Annotated in this window: 16 protein-coding genes; 1 reads left to right on the top strand and 15 read right to left on the bottom strand. The window is 42.3% G+C overall.

From position 1 onward, the window contains the following. Window positions 1–345: 345 nt before the first annotated feature. Both B5354_RS17210 and B5354_RS17205 read right to left on the bottom strand, forming a co-directional pair. A complete protein-coding gene (locus B5354_RS17210; RefSeq protein ID WP_079530027.1) occupies window positions 346–1,509 on the bottom strand; it encodes a glycosyltransferase family 4 protein in 1,164 nt (387 codons plus the stop codon). Window positions 1,510–1,522: 13 nt separating this feature from the next. Further along, entirely contained in the window at window positions 1,523–2,671 is a 1,149-nt protein-coding gene (locus tag B5354_RS17205; RefSeq protein WP_079530026.1) for an NAD-dependent epimerase/dehydratase family protein, read from the bottom strand. 317 nt (window positions 2,672–2,988) lie between these two features. On the opposite strand from B5354_RS17205, the gene B5354_RS17200 reads away from it, so the two are divergent. Then, window positions 2,989–4,944, top strand: coding sequence for an AMP-binding protein (locus tag B5354_RS17200; RefSeq protein ID WP_079530025.1), 1,956 nt, complete (start codon window positions 2,989–2,991; stop codon window positions 4,942–4,944). A 52-nt stretch (window positions 4,945–4,996) separates the two neighbouring features. Here the strand turns inward: B5354_RS17200 and B5354_RS17195 are convergent, their stop codons facing one another. The 13 genes from B5354_RS17195 to B5354_RS17135 all read right to left on the bottom strand — a co-directional run bounded on the left by B5354_RS17195 (window position 4,997) and on the right by B5354_RS17135 (window position 21,199). Beyond that, entirely contained in the window at window positions 4,997–6,520 is a 1,524-nt protein-coding gene (locus B5354_RS17195; protein WP_079530024.1) for an acyl-CoA carboxylase subunit beta, read from the bottom strand. Between the two features lie 20 nt (window positions 6,521–6,540). Next, complete coding sequence (locus B5354_RS17190) at window positions 6,541–7,320, bottom strand: enoyl-CoA hydratase-related protein (RefSeq protein WP_079530023.1); 780 nt, start codon at window positions 7,318–7,320, stop codon at window positions 6,541–6,543. Between the two features lie 24 nt (window positions 7,321–7,344). Continuing rightward, on the bottom strand, window positions 7,345–8,241 hold the full coding sequence (locus B5354_RS17185; RefSeq protein WP_079530022.1) for a hydroxymethylglutaryl-CoA lyase: 897 nt from the start codon (window positions 8,239–8,241) through the stop codon (window positions 7,345–7,347). A 15-nt stretch (window positions 8,242–8,256) separates the two neighbouring features. After that, window positions 8,257–8,469, bottom strand: a complete 213-nt coding sequence (locus B5354_RS17180; RefSeq protein WP_079530021.1) for an acetyl-CoA carboxylase biotin carboxyl carrier protein subunit — start codon at window positions 8,467–8,469, stop codon at window positions 8,257–8,259. A 12-nt stretch (window positions 8,470–8,481) separates the two neighbouring features. Then, complete coding sequence (locus B5354_RS17175; RefSeq protein WP_079530020.1) at window positions 8,482–9,837, bottom strand: acetyl-CoA carboxylase biotin carboxylase subunit; 1,356 nt, start codon at window positions 9,835–9,837, stop codon at window positions 8,482–8,484. A gap of 11 nt (window positions 9,838–9,848) precedes the next feature. After that, window positions 9,849–11,492 (bottom strand): AMP-binding protein, encoded by a 1,644-nt coding sequence (locus B5354_RS17170; protein WP_079530019.1) that lies wholly within the window; start codon window positions 11,490–11,492, stop codon window positions 9,849–9,851. A 21-nt stretch (window positions 11,493–11,513) separates the two neighbouring features. Further along, complete coding sequence (locus B5354_RS17165; protein ID WP_079530018.1) at window positions 11,514–12,656, bottom strand: acyl-CoA dehydrogenase; 1,143 nt, start codon at window positions 12,654–12,656, stop codon at window positions 11,514–11,516. A 70-nt stretch (window positions 12,657–12,726) separates the two neighbouring features. Continuing rightward, window positions 12,727–13,359, bottom strand: coding sequence for a TetR/AcrR family transcriptional regulator (locus tag B5354_RS17160; protein WP_079530017.1), 633 nt, complete (start codon window positions 13,357–13,359; stop codon window positions 12,727–12,729). A gap of 124 nt (window positions 13,360–13,483) precedes the next feature. After that, entirely contained in the window at window positions 13,484–15,937 is a 2,454-nt protein-coding gene (parC, locus tag B5354_RS17155) for a DNA topoisomerase IV subunit A (protein WP_079530016.1), read from the bottom strand. Window positions 15,938–15,952: 15 nt separating this feature from the next. Beyond that, complete coding sequence (parE, locus tag B5354_RS17150) at window positions 15,953–17,905, bottom strand: DNA topoisomerase IV subunit B (protein WP_079530015.1); 1,953 nt, start codon at window positions 17,903–17,905, stop codon at window positions 15,953–15,955. 274 nt (window positions 17,906–18,179) lie between these two features. Next, the gene (locus tag B5354_RS17145) at window positions 18,180–18,596 is read right to left on the bottom strand and encodes a CoA-binding protein (RefSeq protein ID WP_079530014.1); all 417 of its coding nucleotides are present in this window, start codon (window positions 18,594–18,596) and stop codon (window positions 18,180–18,182) included. A 12-nt stretch (window positions 18,597–18,608) separates the two neighbouring features. Continuing rightward, window positions 18,609–20,135 (bottom strand): ABC transporter permease/substrate-binding protein, encoded by a 1,527-nt coding sequence (locus B5354_RS17140; protein ID WP_079530013.1) that lies wholly within the window; start codon window positions 20,133–20,135, stop codon window positions 18,609–18,611. Then, window positions 20,132–21,199 (bottom strand): ABC transporter ATP-binding protein, encoded by a 1,068-nt coding sequence (locus B5354_RS17135; protein WP_079530012.1) that lies wholly within the window; start codon window positions 21,197–21,199, stop codon window positions 20,132–20,134. The genes B5354_RS17140 and B5354_RS17135 overlap by 4 nt, the downstream gene beginning before the upstream one ends. Window positions 21,200–21,233 lie beyond the last annotated feature (34 nt).

Raw genomic sequence — 21,233 nt, 5'->3', positions numbered from 1 at the left:
AACGTTTTCATTATACATGACACTCAAATTTTGACTGAGTGGTCATTCACTCCTAAAGTAACTGATTCTTCATGTTATTACAAACAATTGGGCGGTTTTTCACAAAGAGTTCACATACAAATGGAATGATAATACTGCAGGGAAAGATACTCTTCACCAATAATATTTCTATCTGTACAAACTCTTGTTAATTCTTTAGAGTGGTTATTGTTTGTGAACAATTAAAATCGTATTTTCACCTTTGGGTCCAATGATGATTGTAGATGTTTTTTCAAAGGTTTCGGAGTTGCTACTAAGTTTCAAGAGAGAGTATTTATGTATCAGACAGAAAAAGTCACAGAGCCTTTACTCTGTGACTTTAACCTTTGATTTTTTTGTTGGTTTTGCCTGGTTTTGCTGGTAAACCTCTAATGTTTGATAATAATAGTTGAGAATTTGCTTGGCTGGTTTTTGCCAGCTGTGTTTTTCTGCTTCTTTTCTGGCGTTCTCGCTCAAATACTGATATAGCTGTTCATCTTCTAAACGATCGACTGCTGCGATCATACTAGCTGTGTTTTCATTTTCAAATAATAGCCCTGTACGTCCATCTTCAACCTGTTCCATTGTCGGTCCGCTCTTCGCTGCAATGACTGGCAATCCGGACGCCATCGATTCTAATATCACAAGTCCAAGCGTTTCCGTCACGGATGGAAATATTAAGGCATCAGAAGAAGCGAAAGCTTGAGCCAATTCATCACCATGGAGTAAACCAGTAAAAACGGTGTTTGTACCCGCGAATGTTTTCTCAAGTGTTTCTCTATTCGGACCATCGCCTACAATAGCAAGGGACAAGTCATCGCGTTCTTCAAGAAGTGGTTTGATCTTTTCAATTTCCTTTTCCGGTGCCAATCTTCCAACGAACACAAGAAGTTTGTTGCTTGCTTCACCGCCGGAAAGCCGTTCCCGCATTGCTCCATTTTTGTGATGGGGGTGGTAATGATCAATGGCAACACCCCTGTCCCATACATGGACATTGTGAAAGTTTTTCTCGTGTAGTTCACCTTGAATTGCCTTCGAAGTGCATAAATTCAAATCTGCGAAGTTGTGCAGCTTTCGAAAATACCACCATACTGCCGGGACAAATGGGTATAGTCGATAATAATTTAAATACTTAGGCACATGCGTATGATAAGAAGCAAGTAAAGGGTAGTTCAGCTTGCTGGCATAGTAGACCCCCGCAGCTCCAACAAACGCAGGATTGACGACGTGAACTAAATCAGGATTATGCTTTTGAAGGAGACTCTTCACTTTTTTTTGCGGCATTGAAAACTTTTTCGAACGATAAAAAGGCATTGTCGTCGTCTTCACGCCCTCGACAATCGCACCCTCATATTCTGTTACACCCAGGTCTGGAGCAATAACAATAACGTCGTGATCTTGTTTGCGCAAATATTTGATTGCTTCCTTCAGTCTTGTTACGACTCCATCCGTTGATGGCAAAAATGTCTCTGTTATGATGGCGATTTTCAAAGCAGTTAACTCCTTACTTCCAAGTTATAGATGGTAAAACATTCTCTTCAATAATACGGTCTTTATTATCCACAGCCACCTGTAAAATATCGCGAATTACATCATCTGTAAGCAGATGCGGTTCCAGACCAAGATCACGAAGCTTCGTGTTTACTGCATTATAATAATGCTCTTCCGCTTCAATACGAGGGTTTTCAATCTTTTTAACTTGCGTGTTAAGTCCCTCTTCTTTAGCGATCTTCTGAACTCTCTCAGCCAGATCATTAACGGAGAACCATTCTGTAAATTGGTTAAATACACGAAATTCGCCCTGGTCTGCCGGATTCTCTGCAGCAATTTCCACACAACGCACGGTATCTTCAATATTTAAAAAGGCACGTGTTTGTCCGCCGCTGCCATATACCGTAATATCATGACCAATTGCAGCTTGATTAATAAAACGATTTAAAGCTGTTCCGTATACCCCATCATAATCGACGCGGTTCGCAAGTGCAGGGTCCATTTTCGTTTCATCTGTATGTAATCCATAAACAACACCTTGGTTTAAGTCAGTTGCACGGATACCCCAGATTTTACAAGCAAACATGATATTATGGCTATCATGTACTTTGGATAAATGGTAGAACGAACCAGGCTGCTTCGGATAAGGAAGCAAATCTTTCCGTCCTTTGTGTTCGATTTCAATGTATCCTTCTTCTATATCAATGTTCGGTGTACCATACTCTCCCATTGTTCCTAACTTAATGAGGTGACATTCTGGAGCAAATTCTTTAATCGCATAAAGGACGTTTAGGTTCCCGATTACATTATTTGACTGCGTGTAAACGGCGTGTTCACGGTCAATCATAGAGTATGGGGCTGAACGCTGCTCAGCAAAATGTACGAAAGCATCAGGATTTGTCTGGCGGAATACTTCACGAAGAAAATCGTAATGATTGAGATCCCCGATAAACGTTTGAATCTCTTTTCCGGTCAGTTCTTTCCATTTTGCTACTCGTTCTTCTAATGTGGCAATTGGTGTTACAGAATTAGATTTCAACTCATCATCAATCTTTCTGCGTACCAAGTTATCGACAATCGTTACATCATGTCCTTGTTTGGATAGGTACAATGCGGTTGGCCAACCACAGAACCCGTCTCCCCCTGCTACAATAATTCTCATAATCTACCTCCTAAATTCCATATCTACAAGTAACTATTTCACTTATAGAATAACATTCTTTTAAAATCGATGGTAATAATAAATGTTTCAAATCAACTTGGAAATATTCGTTATTCGCCTTCGACTTTCATCCGATTTTGACTTTATCACTAAATGACTGACAAAACAATAAAATTATACCATGTTGATCGAAAACTATCCTCGTCCCGGCCGATATTTTTCAAAATAACATGAAGTATCATTCATTTATGAACCGTTTTCAGTTATACTATAATTAGGATATTTCTGATAATTAGGATCAAACTAGGAGGATTAATATGTCTACATACGAAGCAGCATGGATTCCTACAAATGAACAGAAACAGAACACACGACTGTACAAATGGATGAAGAAACACGGCTATGAAGATTATGATGCCTTTCAGAAAAAATCAACTGAGAATATCGCCTGGTTCTGGGACCAAGCTGTATCGGAGCTTGGTATTGAATGGGATCAGCCGTACTCAAAAACACTCGACCTTTCCTCTGGAATTAAATATCCTGATTGGTTTGTAAACGGAAAGATGAATGTGGTTCACAACGCTCTTGACAAGTGGGCTCAAAACGATGATAAGAAACATGAGATCGCCCTTTACTGGGAAGGCGATGATGGAGAGAAACGTTCATTTACTTATGCTGAACTCTACGAAGAAGTGAATGCGTTTTCAAATGGGTTAGATAAACTAGGATTAGGAAAAGGCGATGTTGTGACCATCTATTTACCCATGCTTCCAGAGACGCTGATTTCTATGCTGGCCGTTTCGAAAATCGGCGCGATATTTTGCCCAACCTTTTCCGGCTATAAATCTGAAGCGATTGCGACACGAATCCAGGCAGCTGAATCAAAAGTATTAATTACGGCCGATGGTTTTTACCGCAGAGGTAAATCCATTAATATGAAAGATGAAGCTGACATGGCTGCAGATGCTTGTGATTCACTCGAGCATGTGATTGTAGTCGAACGTACGCAGCAGAATGTTACTTGGAAGGACAAGCGCGATCTAACCTATAATCAAGTGAAAGATCATAATAAAACATATGAGACGAAATCAACCTCAGCAGATGATCCGTATATGCTCATTTATACATCCGGAACCACAGGCAAGCCAAAAGGGGTTCTTCATACACATGCTGGTTTCCCCATCAAATCTGCTTTTGATGCCGGGTTATGTATGGATGTTACTTCAGAGGATACGTTTTTTTGGTACACCGATATGGGATGGATGATGGGTCCATTCCTCGTATATGGGGGTTTAATGAACGGTGCTTCAATCGTTATGTTTGAAGGAACGCCTGACTATCCCCAGCCAGATCGACTATGGGAGTTGGTTGAACGTTACGAGGTGACACACCTTGGTATTTCTCCAACCCTGATTCGATCCATGAGTAAGCATGGGCTTGACTGGATAGAAAAACATAACTTATCGTCCTTAAAACTAATCGGTTCAACCGGAGAACCTTGGAATCCTGAACCGTGGCAATGGTTATTTAAAAACGTTGGTCATTCCAGAGTTCCTATTTTTAATTACTCCGGTGGAACTGAAGTTTCTGGAGGCATATTCGGAAATGTTCTTGTTAAGCCGATTCAGCCCGTAACATTCAACGCAGCATTGCCTGGCATGGACGTGGATGTGTATGACGACAATGGACAATCGCTAGTCAATGAAGTTGGCGAACTCGTTTTAAAACAACCGTGGGTCGGTATGACGAAAGGATTCTATAAAGATAATGAACGATACGAACAGTCCTACTGGAGCAAATTTGAAGACACCTGGGTTCACGGAGACTGGGTAACAGTTGATGAAGAGGGATACTATACGATCACCGGCCGGTCCGATGACGTATTAAACGTAGCAGGAAAACGTTTAGGACCTGCAGAAGTCGAATCCGTACTTGTATCCCACGACGCCGTAATTGAGGCCGGTGTAATTGGTGTTCCTCATGAAGTTAAAGGCGAAGAAGCTGTAGCATTTGTTGTATTAAAACAAGAACAGACAACGGCTTTAATCGATGAACTCAGAGATTATTTAGCTCATAAGCTTGGGAAAGCTCTTGCCCCTAAAAAAGTATTTGCTGTTCAGGATTTACCTAAAACACGAAATGCTAAAGTCATGAGACGAGCCATTAAATCAGCTTATTTAAATGAACCATCCGGAGACTTGAGTGCCCTCGAGAACCCTGATGCCGTAAACGAAATTCGCTCGATCGGACAGAATTATCTTATAAACAAATAAAGAAAACTATTAAAAAATCCACTACCTATTGAAAGGTAGTGGATTTACTTTTTTATACAGGATACACACCATGTTTACGCTCAGTAAATGTAACATTCTTGTTGGAATAAGCTTCAAACCGTAAAGATAAGTCATCCCTCAGGCGATCGGGTTGAATAATATCATCTACAACTAATTCTGACGCTAACCGATAAATATCAATGTTTTCTTTATATTCTTCATGTTTTTCTTTAATGAAAGCAGGACGATCTGCTTCATCAAGTTCAGCAATTTTATTAGCATAAACCGCATTAACAGCTGCTTCTGGTCCCATTACCGCAATTTGTGCAGATGGAAGTGCTATACAAGCATCTGGTTCAAAGGCTGGTCCAGCCATTGCGTAAAGACCTGCTCCATAGGCCTTCCGCACAATTACGGAGATCTTAGGAACGGTTGCTTCACTCATCGCTGATAACATTTTTGCACCATGTCGGATGATCCCTGCCCGTTCTACTTTCGTTCCGATCATGAACCCTGGAATATCTACCAGGAAGAGCAGCGGAATATTAAAGGCGTCACAAAGCTGCATAAACTTAGCCGATTTGTCGGCAGAATCCGGGAATAATACTCCGCCTTTCGCTCTCGGCTGATTGGCAATAATTCCTACGGTGCGGCCATCAATTCGCGATAACCCTGTAATGATTTCAGGAGCAAATTTCTTTTTAATTTCACAAAATGATCCCTCGTCAATTAAGCGGTCGATAAGGTCATACATATTAAAGGGAGCATTTTGATTATCTGGGATGATTTCCGAAATCGTTTTTTCTAATGAAGCGGGCCTAACAGGTTCTTGTCGTTTAGCTGGATGGCGGAAGTTTGAAGGAAAATAGGATAAATAGTTCCTTGCATAAGCAATCGCTTCCGGTTCGTCCTTAGTCAGCACATCTCCACAACCAGAAACAGAACAATGCATGTTAGCACCGCCCATCTCCTCAAGTGTCACCTTCTCGCCAATCACTTTCTCAGCCATTCGAGGTGACCCTAAGTACATCGAGGCATTACCATCCACCATCACTACAATGTCACAAAATGCAGGTATGTAGGCTCCTCCTGCGGCTGATGGACCAAATAGCAAGCAAATTTGCGGGACACGCCCGGATAATTTAATTTGGTTATGGAAAATACGTCCTGCTCCTCTGCGGTTAGGAAACATTTCAACCTGATCAGTTATTCTCGCTCCAGCTGAATCCACTAAATAAAGCATCGGGATCTCTAGCTTCATCGCCGTCTCCTGAATACGGATAATCTTCTCTACAGTACGAGCACCCCAGGAACCCGCCTTTACAGTAGAATCATTAGCCATCACACAAACTTGTTCCCCGTTGACTTTACCAATCCCTGTCACAACACCATCTGCTGGAAGAGAACCATCCATACAGTTTGCAAAAAAGGCATCCTCAATGTTTAAATCATCATCAAATAATTGACTCAGACGCTCCCGAACAAACATCTTGCCTTTTTCTTGATTTTTTTCGTGATATTTTGGCGAACCGCCTGAAGATACTTTTTCGTTCATATGTTCTAATGTTTCGTTCATCTCGTCCACCGCCTTATCGTTTATTTACCTGTGTATTCAGGTTTTCGCTTCTCTTTAAAAGCTTGCAATCCTTCGATCCTGTCCTCTGTCGGAATGGTTCGCTTGTAACACATTCGCTCGATTTCAAGACCTGTAGCCAAGTCCGTTTGACTGCCATGTTGGATCGCTTTCTTTGACTGTTTTAACGCAATTGGACCGTTTTTAGCGATTTGCGCAGCAAGTGCATGGGTTTCAGCTTTTAGCTCACTAGTTGTATAAACGCCTTCAACTAAACCAATCGTCAGAGCTTTATCAGCCTGGATCGGCTTTGCAGTAAAGATCATTTCTTTTGCTTTCCCTAAGCCGATTAAACGTGTCAATCGCTGCGTGCCGCCCGCTCCTGGAATGATCGCTAACGACGTTTCGGTCAGCCCTACCTTGGCATTAGAAGTCAACACTCTAAGGTCACAGGCAAGAGCAAGTTCAAGTCCTCCTCCATATGCTGCGCCATTGATCATAGCAATGGTTGGGATCTCGATCTGTTCCAGCTTACGGATCGCATCCCCAATTTTCTCCACTGTTTGAACGACTTCATCTTGTGACATCCCGGCCCTTTCCTTTAAGTCAGCTCCTGCACAGAAGGCTTTTTCACCGCTTCCTGTTACAATGAGTACATTGGCGTCAGAGTGGTTTACCTCTGCAAGTACGCTTGTGAGTTCATCTAATAAAGCAGTAGACAGACTATTCGCGGCCTCAGGTCTATTTAAGGTAAGGTACCCAATTCGTTCATCCGTGATTTCAAGAGTAACTAATGGACTCAATGACATACACCTCCGTTACTGAATTCATTTGTGCACATGCATTTGGTGACTCGGCAGAGACTTGCCAAGTTTGTCTTGAATAAAGCTGGCCGCCTCCAGCAGCTTCCCTTGAGCAATACCTGTTTCAATACCCATCGATTCAAGCATGTGAACTAAATCATCCGTAGCTAAATTTCCGGAAGCTCCTTTGGCATAAGGACAGCCGCCAAGACCACCTAAGGAACCGTCAAATATTTTAATGTCATGCTGTAAGGAAACTAAGACGTTGGCTAAAGCCATTCCCTGTGTGTTATGAAAATGCATGGCCAGTTTAGAAAAATCAAGTTTCCCTTTTAAAAATTGCAGGGTCTCATCAACTTGATGCGGATTCGCTACACCAATCGTATCTCCGAGCGACAGCTCATCAATTCCCATGTCAAACAGCCTGTTGGATACACTCAACACCTGACTTGGTGGAATATCCCCTTCATATGGGCATCCGAACACTGTTGAAACATATCCCCGTACTCGTTTGTTACTTGCCTTTGCTTCTTTAACTACTTCTTCAAGTACTGGATATGTTTCTTCAATGGTTTTGTTAATATTGTTTTTGTTATGAGATTCACTTGCGGACATGAATACAGATACTTCATCTACATTGGTTTCAAGCGCTGCTTCAAGACCTTTCATATTCGGTACCAGTGCTGCATAAGTAATTCCTTTTTTTCGGGTAATACCTTTGGCAACTTCTCTTGCATCTTTCAGTTGAGGGATCCACTTCGGATGAACAAATGAACTAATCTCTATATAGTCATAGCCCGCTTCCGATAATTGATTAATCCATTCAATTTTGTCTTCCGTGGCGATACTCGTCTTTTCGTTTTGCAGCCCGTCACGAGGGCCAACTTCTTTAATGGTGACTTTTTCCGGCCGCTTGAACATCTTACCCGCTCCTATTTATTCAATAATGGCAATAACGTCGCCTTCATTAACAAAATCGCCTTCTGATACCTTCAATTCTTTTACAGTTCCATCAGCCTCCGAAGGAATTGGGATTTCCATTTTCATCGATTCTAAAATCGCGATGTCCTCCCCATTCTTCACTTGATCTCCTGCTTGAGCTACGATCTTCCAAACACTGCCTGCCATAGATGCTTTTACTTCGTTCATTGTTCATCCTCCTTAGTGATTTGTGAGAGTTGGTAAATAGTAGTTTTCAATAAATGATGTCTTCGTGTCACCCTGTTTGAATTTCTCATGTGTAATGATACGTTTTAGCATCATGACATTATTTTTGATCCCCTGCACTTCATATTGATGAAGCGCTTTGGTCAGCCGACCGATCGCTTCATCACGAGAGGCCCCGCTGACGACAAGCTTCGCAATCATAGGGTCATAAAAAGGAGTGACCTGTGAATCGCCATGGACAGCTAATTCATGACGAATCCCTTCTCCTTGCGGTAATACTAAGTTTGTTATTTGTCCTGGGGATGGAAAGAACGTATTCGAATCCTCAGCATAAATGCGTACTTCAATCGCATGACCCTGGATCGAGAGGTCGTCCTGTGTTATTGCCAGCTTCTCTCCCGCAGCAATCCGCAGCTGCTGTTCTACAAGGTCAAGTCCCGTGATTTCTTCCGTTACGGGATGCTCTACCTGAAGGCGTGTGTTCATTTCTAGAAAATAATAATTCTCCTCTTTATCCACTAGAAATTCAATCGTACCTGCATTGGCGTAACCGAGAGAGTGAACAGCTTTAAGCGCGCTTTCCCCCATCTGCTGTCTTGTTTTTTCTGATAAAAATGGGGAAGGAGCCTCTTCGACAACTTTTTGATGGCGGCGTTGAATGGAACATTCCCGCTCAAATAAGTGCACAGCATTTCCGAACTCGTCAGCTAACACTTGAATTTCGATATGCCTTGGATCGATAATCTGCTTTTCCATAAACATTTTGCCATTTCCGAAAAATGTTTCAGCACGCTTTTGGTTGCCTTCAAAGGCCTTTTCGAGCTCCTGGTCGTTCTTAACAGCCTGCATCCCGATTCCACCCCCGCCAGCGGCAGCTTTAAGCATAAGCGGATAGCCAAAATCTTTAGCGATGGCCTTGGCTGCTTCTACATCAGCTACAGCTTCTTCTGTACCAGGTACAATCGGAACCCTTGCTTGCTTCATTTCGTTTCGAGCCGCAATTTTATCGCCCATTTTTGCCATCACATCAGCGGAAGGCCCGATGAACGTGATTCCGGCTTCACGAACTTTTCTAGCAAAATCAGCATTTTCACTTAACAGCCCATAACCAGGATGAATGGCTTCTGCTCCTGATTTTTGAGCAACCTGTATTATTTTATCGGCGTTCAAATATGATTCATTCACACGCGGTTTGCCAATTAAATAGCTCTCATCTGCTTCTTCCACATAGGGTGCATGCTGATCAGCTTCCGAGTAAACGGCTACCGTTTTAATATTTAACCTGGCACAAGTGCGGATCACTCTTGATGCAATTTCACCGCGGTTTGCAATTAATACTTTAGAAAACAAAGCAATCCCTCCTATGAATGAGAATTAATAAAATCCAGTGCATCTTCTCTCAGCTTGAACTTTTGAATTTTGCCACTGGCTGTCATCGGGTATTCATCTGTAAACCGGATATATTTTGGAATTTTATGTTTTGAAATTTGTCCATCGCAGAATGTCCGGATGTCCTGTTCGCTCGTTTCAGCCCCGTCTTTCGTAATGATAAACGCCATGATTTCCTCACCATACTTTTGATCAGGAACGCCAATGACCTGAACATCAAGAACATCTGGATACTGATATAAAAACTCTTCTATTTCACGTGGGTAGATATTTTCACCACCACGAATGATCATATCTTTCATTCTGCCGGTGATTTGCACGTAACCTTCCGCATCCATCACGGCAATATCCCCCGTATGAAGCCAGCCATCCTGATCGATTGCTGCAGCAGTTGCTTCCTCATTTTTGTAATACCCTTCCATCACTAGGTACCCTCGCGTACACAATTCTCCAGGTATTCCTTGCTCCATTTCCTCCCCAGTAGCTGGGTCGACTACTTTTATCTCCACATTTGGATGAACTCGCCCGACTGTACCTACTTTGCGTTCAACCGAATCGTCCGTCCGTGTCTGAGTAATGACAGGCGATGATTCTGTCTGCCCGTATGCAATGGTGATTTCTTCTGCACCCATTTTATTCATTACGTTTTTCATAACTTCCATCGGACATGTGGACCCTGCCATAATCCCAGTTCTCAACGTGTCGGGTTGGTACTTTTCAAAACTAGGATCATTTAATTCAGCAATGAACATAGTCGGCACTCCATGAAGCCCTGTACAACGCTCTTCCTTGACAGCTTTTAATACCTTTTCTGCATTGAACTGTTCTAAAATTACCATCGTTGCACCCTTTGAAACAGCTGCCATTGTGCCCAGAACACAGCCGAAACAATGGAAGAAAGGAACCGGAATACAGAGCCGGTCATTCTCTGTAAGTTTCATAGAATCAGCGACTTGGTTACCATTATTGACGATGTTGTAATGGCTGAGCATAACCCCTTTAGGGAATCCCGTCGTTCCTGAAGTATATTGCATATTAATAACATCTTTATAGGATAAAGATTCCTTTCGCTTGTCCAATTGTTCGGAGGAGATAGAACGGCCCATATCAATAATATCTTGCCAGGAAAAGCAACCCGGATACTCTTTATCACCCAGCACGATAATATTTTTCAAATATGGCAGCCGGTCGCTCTGCAGATCACCTTTTATGGAGGAATCCAGTTCCGGACAGATTTCTTTTAAAATATCGACATAGGATGTTCCTTTAAATTCTTCCGCCAGAATGAGCGTAGTGGCATCAGACTGTTTCAGCAGATACTCGAGTTCCTGAGCTCGATAATTTGTATTCACGGTTACAAGTACAGCACCCATTTTTCCCGTAGCAAATTGAGTGACGAGCCATTCAGGTTTATTATCTGACCAAATAGCCAGGTGTTCCCCTTTCTCTATTCCTAGAGCCATCAAACCTTTAGCAGCGTTATCTGCCATATCATTAAATTCCCGATACGTTTTCCTTAGATTTAACTCCGGATATACCATCGCTTCATAGTCCGGATACATTTCCGCCTGTTTTTCTACCACTTCACCTACAGTCATTTGTAAAAGGGACGACATGGAATAACCTCCTCAAAAATATTAACAGCCTAACTGACGAGCAATAACCAAGCGTTGGATTTCAGATGTACCTTCCCCGATTTCAAGCAGTTTGGCATCCCTTAAATATCTCTCCACCTCATACTCACGCATATACCCGTATCCTCCGTGAATTTGGATCGCCTGGTTGGCAGAACGGAAGGCTGTTTCCGATGCAAATAGCTTGGCATAGGCCGACTCTTTTGTAAACGATTTCTTTTGATCCTTAAGCCAGGCTGACTTTAACACCATATTTCGAGCAAGTTCCACTTCCATTGCCATATCAGATAATTTAAACTGAATGGCTTGAAAATCAGAAATTGGCTTTCCAAACTGTTTTCTTTCTTTTGCGTAAGCTAGTGCTTTATCTAGTGAAGCTTGCGCAATTCCCACTGCTAGGGCAGCAATGGAAATTCTCCCACCGTCAAGAGTATGCAGAAATTGTTTAAAACCACCCTGAGGGTCCCCAAGAATATTTTCTTTCGGCACTTTGACATCTTCAAGAATAATTTCACATGTGTTAGAGCCGCGAACGCCCATCTTTTCATAGGGGCTGGAAATCTTCATGCCCGGTGTATCCCTCGGAATAATAAAAGCGGAAATAATATTTCTTCCGTCTTCCCTTTTTCCGGAAACAGCTGTCACTGTAATGGTGTCCGCATACTTAGCGTTTGTAATCCAGCATTTCTCTCCGTTGATGACATACTGATCACCTTCTAGAACTGCACGTGTTTTTGTCCCCCCAGCATCAGATCCAGCGTTAGGTTCGGTTAAGCCGAAGGAGCCAAGTGTTTCCCCTTTAGCCAGGGGCGTTAAGTATTGTTGCTTTTGTTGTTCCGTCCCGAAATAATACAGCGGACTCGCGCCTAGCGATACAGCTGCTGCATAACTTAGTCCCGTCGAGCCACAGACCTTGCCGATCTCCTCGACAGCCAGGGCATATGACACAGTATCCCCTCCGGATCCGCCATATTCCTCCGGGAAAGGAATACCAAGCAGCCCGAGTTTGCCCATTTCATCAAAAATGTCCTTGGGAAACTCTGCATTCACATCAATTTCGATTGCTCGCGGACGAATTACCCCATCGGCGAAATCTCTGACCATTTTCCTCGTCATTTCTTGTTCTTTCGTTAATTCGAAATTCATAATGCTCCTCCTTAATGTGAAAGACCGACCAGTTGGTCTGTATTAGCCAAAAAAATAATCTTGTAAGCGTTTACTTTATAGAGTAAAAAAAAGGAACTTGTAACATGGTTTGTCGATACTCTTCCTCCTCTGCAGCAGGCAGCAATGCGTGAAGAATTATATCCACATAAACATCGGCAATCTGCTCAATGCTGTAATCACCATCTTCCTTATACCACTTGTAAATCCAGTTCACCATTCCTAAAATTGCCATGCTGGTAATAATCGCTGGTAATTCTTTACGAAAATAACCGAGCTGCTGTCCTTCTTCTATCACCCGCAGCACCATTTGCTTAAATTGATCGCGCTTCTGCTTGATTTGATCTTCATATTTCGGCTTTAAATAAAGATTTTCCTGATAAAAAACAGAAATATGCGGCTTATATAAGTCAAATACTTTTACGAAAGCCCGAACGATCGATTGTATCTTGTCAACAGGTGAAGCATGTGTTTGGTTGGCTGCTTTTGCTTCTTTCAGAACGTATGTAATAAAAGTGTCATGGATAACAAAAAGAAGTTCGTCCTTAGACTTGAAATGGTGATAAAATCCTCCCTTTGACGTAAGGGACGCGTTTACAATTTGATTGACTGTTACACCATGGAAGCCATTTTGCTCAAATAAAATGAGAGACGTTTCTATGATTGTATCCCGTAATTTAGCCATACACCATCCCCTCATTTGTGAATATACATTCAGTTTATCATATTTTTCAGAAAAAACAATATTATAAAAACTTCAAAAATCCGGAAATATAAAAAACCCTTCTCCGCTAGAGAAGGGCTGGCCGCTACTTTTCGTCTTCAGTAGCAAAAGGACTTTCATATTCTGGCTGAATCCAGGCCTCTGTTACTTGACCGTTTTGTTCCGTGTCTAACACATACGATCCATTGCTGTAACGATCATTGGCCTTAAAGTCCATAGGATTTACTGTAACCAATATTTCATTTTCTGTTTTTATAACGAGTTTATCCTGAGCTGAAACGACATGTAAATCGATAAGTCGATGCGGATTTTTTTTAAGCTCCCTTAACATGATGACGCCACGTTTTGCTCTTGTGGTTTGCTCAAATTCCTTCAGTCGCATTCGTTTGACTGCAGCTCGATGGGTGGTGATGACGACAGACGGGTCTTGCGCAGCGTCAAACGCTTGTCCAGAAACTACGTGTTCGCCTTCTTTAAGCTGAATCGCTTTCACACCTGCTGCCCGCTGTCCGACTGCGTTTACTTCTTCCTCATGGTACCAGAGTCCATAGGCCTTGTTTGAAGCGATGAACAAATGAGCATCCCCTGAAGTGACATGAACATCTACAACTTCATCTGCTCCTTTTAAGTTAACGGCAACCAATGGCTTGGAATGACGCTGGGCTTGATATAAACTTAGCTCACTCTTCTTGACCATTCCATTTTTAGTAAAGAAGATCAAGTATTCGCTTTCTTTAAATTCCCTGATTGGCAGTGCCTCTACAATATATTCTTCTTTCTCAATCGAAACGAGATTCGCGATATGCTGTCCGAGATCCTTCCAGCGAATGTCTGGAAGCTTGTGCACAGGTATAAATAAATATTTCCCGAGATTTGTAAACAGCAGCAAATTATCTGTCGTGTTAACTTCAGACAATCTGAGTATATGATCTCCATCCTTAATAGCAAAGTCTTTGCCGTTTGAGGCAGCATAAGATCGTAAGCTTGTCCGCTTAATATAGCCGTCTTTTGTAACAGAAACAAGTACATCTTCACTTGCTACAGTTACCTCAAGATCAACCTTCAATTCTTGTATCTTTTCTTCAATTTGTGTCAAGCGGTTATCATTATACTGTTTCTTCATAGCTCGCAGGTCTGCTTTGATTACTTTAAAAAGTTCATGTTCACTCGCTAACAATTTCTCTAAATAACTGATTTGGTTTCGAAGCTCCTCCGCTTCTTTTTGCAGTTCTGTTATGTCTGTATTCGTTAAGCGGTAAAGCTGCAAAGTTACGATAGCTTCAGCTTGTTCTTCTGTAAAATCATAGGCTGCCATCAATCGCTTTTTCGCATCTTGTTTGTCATTTGAACTTCGAATCGTGGCAATGACGTCATCCAGAATCGAAATTGCTTTGATGAGGCCTTCCACTATATGGGCGCGTCGCTTTGCCTTATTCAAATCATACAAAGATTGACGTGTCACGACTTCGCGCTGATGCTGAATGTAAGCATCTAACATCAGCGGTAAGCTCATCAATTTAGGTGTGCGATCATGAATAGCTACCATATTAAAATTGTAGGTGATTTGCAAATCTGTATGCTTATACAGGTAATTGAGAACCCCTTCACTGTTGGCATCTTTCTTAAGCTCAATAACGATTCTCATACCTGTACGATCTGTTTCATCACGCACTTCAGAAATACCTTCTACTTTTCGATCAATGCGAAGCTCATCCATCCTCTTCACTAGCGTAGCTTTATTTACTTCATAAGGGATTTCATCAATAACAATTTGCTCACGGCCACCGCGCACAGTCTGGATAGCTGCACGGCCACGCAGGACAATTTTTCCCTTTCCAGTCTCGTAAGCTTTCCTTAAGCCTTCGATCCCTTGAATGGTTCCACCCGTAGGAAAATCAGGTCCCTTTAGCTTTGTCATTAACGCATCCAAACCAGCATCAGGTCTATCAATCTTCATGATCACAGCATCAATAACTTCCCCAAGGTTATGGGGTGGGATTTCAGTGGCGTAACCGGCCGAGATACCTGTAGAACCGTTGACAAGCAAATTAGGAAACTTAGCCGGTAATACAGTCGGCTCTTGAATGGTATCATCGAAGTTTGGGATGTGTTCCACCGTGTCTTTTTCAATATCTCTAAGTAGTTCTGAAGATATACTTGATAACCTTGCCTCCGTGTAACGCATGGCAGCGGGTGGATCTCCATCCACGCTTCCGTTATTCCCATGCATTTCAATTAACGATTTACGCACTTTCCATTCCTGACTCAGACGAACCATTGCCTCATAAACAGATGAGTCTCCGTGCGGATGATAGTTCCCGATTACTGTACCGACGGTTTTTGCTGACTTCCGATAAGCCTTATCATGTGTATTCTTTTCTTGGTGCATCGCGTATAAAATTCGGCGTTGAACCGGCTTTAATCCATCGCGGGCATCAGGAAGTGCGCGTTCTTGAATAATATACTTACTGTAGCGTCCAAAACGGTCGCCTAATACTTCTTCTAATGGTAAATCTAAAAATTTTTCTGCCTCAGCCAACAGAAAATCCCCCTTTTATGTCTGGATTTTATCGTTTTCTAGAATGTTTGCTTCGTCTTCTAGACCAAAAGCAACGTGGGATTCAATCCATTTACGGCGAGGTTCTACCTTATCCCCCATCAGCGTTGTGACCCGACGCTCTACCCGAGCGAGATCATCGATCGTAACTCGAATCAATGTTCTCGTTTCCGGATTCATCGTCGTTTCCCACAGCTGACCAGCGTTCATCTCACCTAAACCTTTATATCGTTGAATCGTATAACCATTTTTAAACTCTTTCATCAGCTTCTGCATGCCGCTCTCATCCCAGGCATATTCGGTTTTTTCTTTCTTCCCTTTCCCTTTTGACACCTTGAATAGAGGCGGAAGAGCAATAAATATCTTACCCGCTTCTACTAAAGGACGCATATACCGGTAAAAGAAAGTTAATAACAGCACCTGGATATGGGCACCATCCGTATCTGCATCTGTCATAATGACAATTTTATCATAATTACAATCCTCTAACGTAAAATCACCGCCGACACCAGCGCCGATGGTATTAATAATCGTTGAGATTTCTTCATTTTTAAAAATATCCGCGATCTTAGCTTTTTCTGTATTGATAACCTTACCTCGTAACGGGAGTACCGCTTGGAATTTACGGTCCCGGCCTTGCTTCGCTGACCCACCGGCCGAATCACCCTCAACGAGGTATAATTCATTTTTCGCTGCATTTTTGGATTGGGCAGGAGTCAGCTTGCCACTTAACAAAGCATCTTTTCGCTTCCGTTTCTTCCCTGATCTCGCATCTTCCCTTGCTTTTCTTGCTGCTTCTCTGGCCTCTTTAGCCCTGATCGCTTTTTTAATAAGCATCGAAGCAACATCTGGATTTTCCTCTAGAAAGTATGAAAGCTGCTCTGCAACAACTGCATCTACGGAAGACCGGGCTTCTGATGTCCCCAGCTTACTCTTTGTCTGGCCTTCAAACTGGAGGAGGGCTTCAGGAATTCTAACCGATATGATAGCTGTGAATCCTTCACGTATATCGTTTCCTTCTAAATTTTTATCCTTCTCTTTCAACAGCTGGGCCCTTCTCGCGTAGTCATTAAATACACGAGTGATCGCAGATTTCGAACCTGATTCGTGTGTACCGCCATCCTTTGTGCGGACATTATTGACAAAGGAAAGAATACTTTCGGCAAAACCATCATTGAATTGAAAAGCAAAGTCCACTTCAATCTCTGAATGTTTTCCTTCAAAAGAAACAATCGGATGAAGTGTATCTTTTTCTTCGTTCAAATAAGCTACAAACGATTCGATCCCATCATCATATTGATAGGACTCTTTTATCCCTTCACGTTCATCCTCTAAATTAATCCGAAAGCCTTTTAACAAAAAAGCCGCTTCCCGCAGGCGTTCGGAGAGGGTTTCAAAGTTAAATTTCTTCACCGAAAAAATCGTTTCATCCGGCTTAAACCGAATGGTCGTACCTGTTTTTCGTGTTTTCCCCTTATGTTCAAGGGTCGTAACAGGAATCCCGCCACGTTCAAATCGCTGATAATACTTCTCTCCATCACGGCAAATAGACACTTCCAGCCATTGCGATAAAGCATTTACAACGGAAGCACCGACACCGTGTAAGCCTCCGCTTGATTTATATCCAGCTTGACCAAACTTGCCGCCTGCGTGCAGTACAGTCAGAATAACCTCAGGTGTAGGTTTCCCCGTCTTGTGCATACCAGTAGGCATACCACGAGCTTCATCTTTAACCGACACGCTCCCGTCTTTATGAAGAACGACGGACATTTGCTGACCGAACCCAGCTAAAGCTTCATCCACAGCATTGTCTACGATTTCAAAAACTAAATGGTGAAGACCCCGCTGATCCGTTGACCCAATGTACATCCCCGGCCGCTTCCGGACAGCCTCCAACCCTTCTAATACTTGTATGGAATCATCTGAATAAGTTTGATTTTGCTTCGACAATTTCCCATCGGCTCCTTTCTAAAAACGACACAATCTAAATCTATAATAGAACAAATGTTCTCATGTGTAAACGCTATATGCATCAAGTTCAACAAGCTGCCGTATGAAAAGGTCTTCTTAGAACGTTACGTTTTGTACCGTCACAAGAACTTTTTGCACACCTTTATAAATACATCACTTGTTATATTGTAGCGGTTTTATTCTAAGACGCAAATAAATTTATCAAAAATCGCGCAAAAAATCCCTGCTACAGCAGGGATTTTCCTAAAAATTTTCATTTGCCGGCTAAAATTGAATGAGCTACTTTAATACACATATCCATGATGACCATGCCATGATGATCTTCAAGGATTTCATAAGCTTCCTGATGAATAACCCCTTGTTGAGCCCATAAAGCTTTAATATCCATTTGAGCTGCTTCCTTTGCAATCCCTGGAAGGAATTCAGATCTTCTGAACACATTGACAATATCAATTGGTTCTTCTACATCACTTAGTTGCTGGTAGGCTTTTTCCCCTAGAGAATTCTCTATAGTAGGATTCACGGGTATGATCTTATACCCAGCACGCTGCATGGCTTCACTAACCTGATAAGACGTGCGGTGGGCTTTATCTGATAATCCAACAACTGCGATCGTTTTGGACTCCTGCAACAGGTTTCGAATCTGTTCTTGATCTGGATTTGTAACCATGATTGACCCTCCTTATTCTTCCAACAGTCCTTCACTGATAAGGTATTCACGTGCCACTTTTTCCGGGTCACGATCTTCAAAGCTTACTTCATAGTTCATTTGGCGCATCTGATCACCGGTAATCTTGCCAGCTAACTGATTCAAAACATCAGCAAGCTGTGGATATTGATCGAGAGTTTCCTGCCTCATTAAAGGAGCACCTTGATATGGCGGGAATAAATGCTTAGGATCATCTAAGACCTTTAAGTTTAGCTCGATCATATATCCTGCTGTAGCATAAGCATCGATAATGTCTACTTCTCCGCTGGAAATGGCTCCCTGTCTTAACCCTGGATCCATCGTAATCACTTCTCCAAAATTAAGGTTATAAACTTCCTTCATTCCTTGATAACCATCCTCTCTATCCTTAAATTCGAGAGTAAAGCCAGCGCTGATCTGCTCTTCAATACGTTTAAGATCACCTATAGTTTCAAGGTTATAACGTTCAGCCAATTCCTGAGTTGTAGCGACTGCATAGGTGTTATTAAATTGCATGGGTTTCAAATAAGCCATGTTAAATTCTTCAGCCATTCCCTGCTTAGCCTGCTGATAGACTTCATTAGGTTCATTACTTTGTGCTTGTTGTCCTAACAAAGTAACAAGCGCTGTTCCGGTAAATTCAGGATAAATATCAATACTTCCTTCTTGCAAGGCACTAAAGACCAAATTCGTTTTCCCTAAATTCGTCTGTAACCCAACATTTAAATCTGTCTCTTCTTCAATTAATAATTTATACATATTAGCTAAGATAGCAGGTTCAGAACCGATCTTTCCACCGATGACAAGGTCGTTCTGTACTTTACCGCCAAAGGCTAAAGGACCAACGGCAATTAACGCTGCAATCACAAGCAGACTTACAAGCGACCTGAAGCCTGACTTCGCGGATGTTCGTTCAAATAAACGCAGAATCAAATCCAATATGATAGCAAGTAACGCTGCTGGAATCGCTCCTAATAAAATTAAGTTGATATCACCGCCGCGGTCAAGACCGAGCAGAATCAAATCCCCTAATCCTCCAGCACCGATGAGCGCCGCGATCGTCGTTGTCCCGACAATTAATACCATTGATGTCCGAATTCCGGCCATAATTACCGGCATAGCTAACGGAAGTTCAACTTTTGACAGCCGTCTAAACGAACTCATTCCCATCCCTGTAGCGGCTTCTTTCAAGGCTGGACTAACCTCTTTAATACCGGTGTACGTATTTCTTAAGATTGGTAACAGGCCATATGCTGTCAAAGCAATGATAGCAGGTGTTTTACCTATTCCGAAAAATGGAATAAGAAAAGCGAGCACAGCCAGGCTCGGTATTGTCTGCATGATAGCTGTTACCCCTATAATTGGCTCGGCAACACGTTGATTTCTTGTTAACAACAGGCCAAGCGGGACCGAAATTAAAGTAGCAATGACAAGGGCAATAATGGAAATCTGCAAATGCTCCCAAATTTTATCAAAGAAAACATCTTGTCTTTGCTGGAACACTTCGATAAATGTATTCATGTGCGGATCACCCCGTTATCTGTCTTTGTTTGCTGCTTTAGGTGACGCACTATATCTTTATAGGAGAGTGTTCCAATTAACTTTCCGTTTTGAACTACAGGGAGAAGCGGGTAATCTACATCTTCAAAAACTTGGGTTGCCTCGCGCAGCGACATATCGTGGCTTAGCGATGGCAGATCTACCTTTTCTCCATTATGGAGCCCAAACGTAAACTGGCCATTGTCAGACTTTATGGCAAAGGTTCCTTCTTGCGGAATATTTCCCGCAGCAATGTCGTCTGCAGTATAAACCTGCGGCTCTGTTTGATCCATGATGACATCAACAGCCGTTTGCCAGGGGGACTTTTTCTCACCTATAAAGTTCTCAACAAAGGAGTTAGCAGGGTGTAAAATTAAGTTCTGAGGCTGGTCAAGCTGAACGATCTCGCCTTCCTTCATTAAACAAACACGATCCCCGATCGCCATTGCTTCGTCGATATCATGGGTGACAAAAATAATTGTTTTCTTAATCTCCTGCTGCAATTGTCTTATGTCTTTCTGCAGCTGTTCCCTGCTGATCGGATCGAGCGCACTAAACGGCTCGTCCATCAAAATGATGTCAGGATCCGCTGCTAGAGCACGTAACACGCCGACGCGCTGCTGTTGTCCACCGGAAAGTTCACTCGGTTTACGTTTTCGATAAATAGCAGGATCTAAGCCTACCATATTAAGCAACTCATCTATTCGACCTGATAAATCTTTCTTCTTCCATTTCTTCATTTCAGGAACGACGGAAATATTCTCCTCAATCGTCATATGCGGAAACAGAGCAATCTCTTGCAGTACATAACCAATATTCCAGCGGAGCTCATGAATACTATACTCCCTAATATCCTGATTATGTATGTGAATGGATCCTTCTGTAGGTTCTATTAAGCGATTGACCATTTTCATCGTCGTTGTTTTACCACATCCGCTTGGACCAATTAGGACTAATAATTCTCCTTCTTGTACTTCTAGTTGGATAGATTTAATGGCTGTGGTGCCATCAGGATATGTTTTCGTCACATCCTTAAACGTAATCATGACCTTCCCCCTCTTTTCTTTATAAAACATCAAC

Origin of the sequence: Halobacillus hunanensis, assembly GCF_900166655.1 — a bacterium.
GTDB classification, from domain to species: Bacteria; Bacillota; Bacilli; order Bacillales; family Halobacillaceae; genus Halobacillus_A; species Halobacillus_A hunanensis.
This window is presented reverse-complemented; position numbering and strand designations above follow the sequence as displayed.

Excerpts from the sequence above, each read along its gene's own strand:
- B5354_RS17160 (WP_079530017.1), bottom strand. The coding sequence starts at position 13,359 with ATGGCTAAATTACGGGATACAATCATAGAAACGTCTCTCATTTTATTT.
- B5354_RS17170 (WP_079530019.1), bottom strand. The coding sequence starts at position 11,492 with ATGTCGTCCCTTTTACAAATGACTGTAGGTGAAGTGGTAGAAAAACAG.
- B5354_RS17195 (WP_079530024.1), bottom strand. The coding sequence starts at position 6,520 with ATGAACGAAACATTAGAACATATGAACGAAAAAGTATCTTCAGGCGGT.
- B5354_RS17140 (WP_079530013.1), bottom strand. The coding sequence starts at position 20,135 with ATGAATACATTTATCGAAGTGTTCCAGCAAAGACAAGATGTTTTCTTT.
- B5354_RS17180 (WP_079530021.1), bottom strand. The coding sequence starts at position 8,469 with ATGAACGAAGTAAAAGCATCTATGGCAGGCAGTGTTTGGAAGATCGTA.
- B5354_RS17200 (WP_079530025.1), top strand. The coding sequence starts at position 2,989 with ATGTCTACATACGAAGCAGCATGGATTCCTACAAATGAACAGAAACAG.
- B5354_RS17165 (WP_079530018.1), bottom strand. The coding sequence starts at position 12,656 with ATGAATTTCGAATTAACGAAAGAACAAGAAATGACGAGGAAAATGGTC.
- B5354_RS17185 (WP_079530022.1), bottom strand. The coding sequence starts at position 8,241 with ATGTTCAAGCGGCCGGAAAAAGTCACCATTAAAGAAGTTGGCCCTCGT.
- B5354_RS17135 (WP_079530012.1), bottom strand. The coding sequence starts at position 21,199 with ATGATTACGTTTAAGGATGTGACGAAAACATATCCTGATGGCACCACA.
- B5354_RS17145 (WP_079530014.1), bottom strand. The coding sequence starts at position 18,596 with ATGGTTACAAATCCAGATCAAGAACAGATTCGAAACCTGTTGCAGGAG.
- B5354_RS17205 (WP_079530026.1), bottom strand. The coding sequence starts at position 2,671 with ATGAGAATTATTGTAGCAGGGGGAGACGGGTTCTGTGGTTGGCCAACC.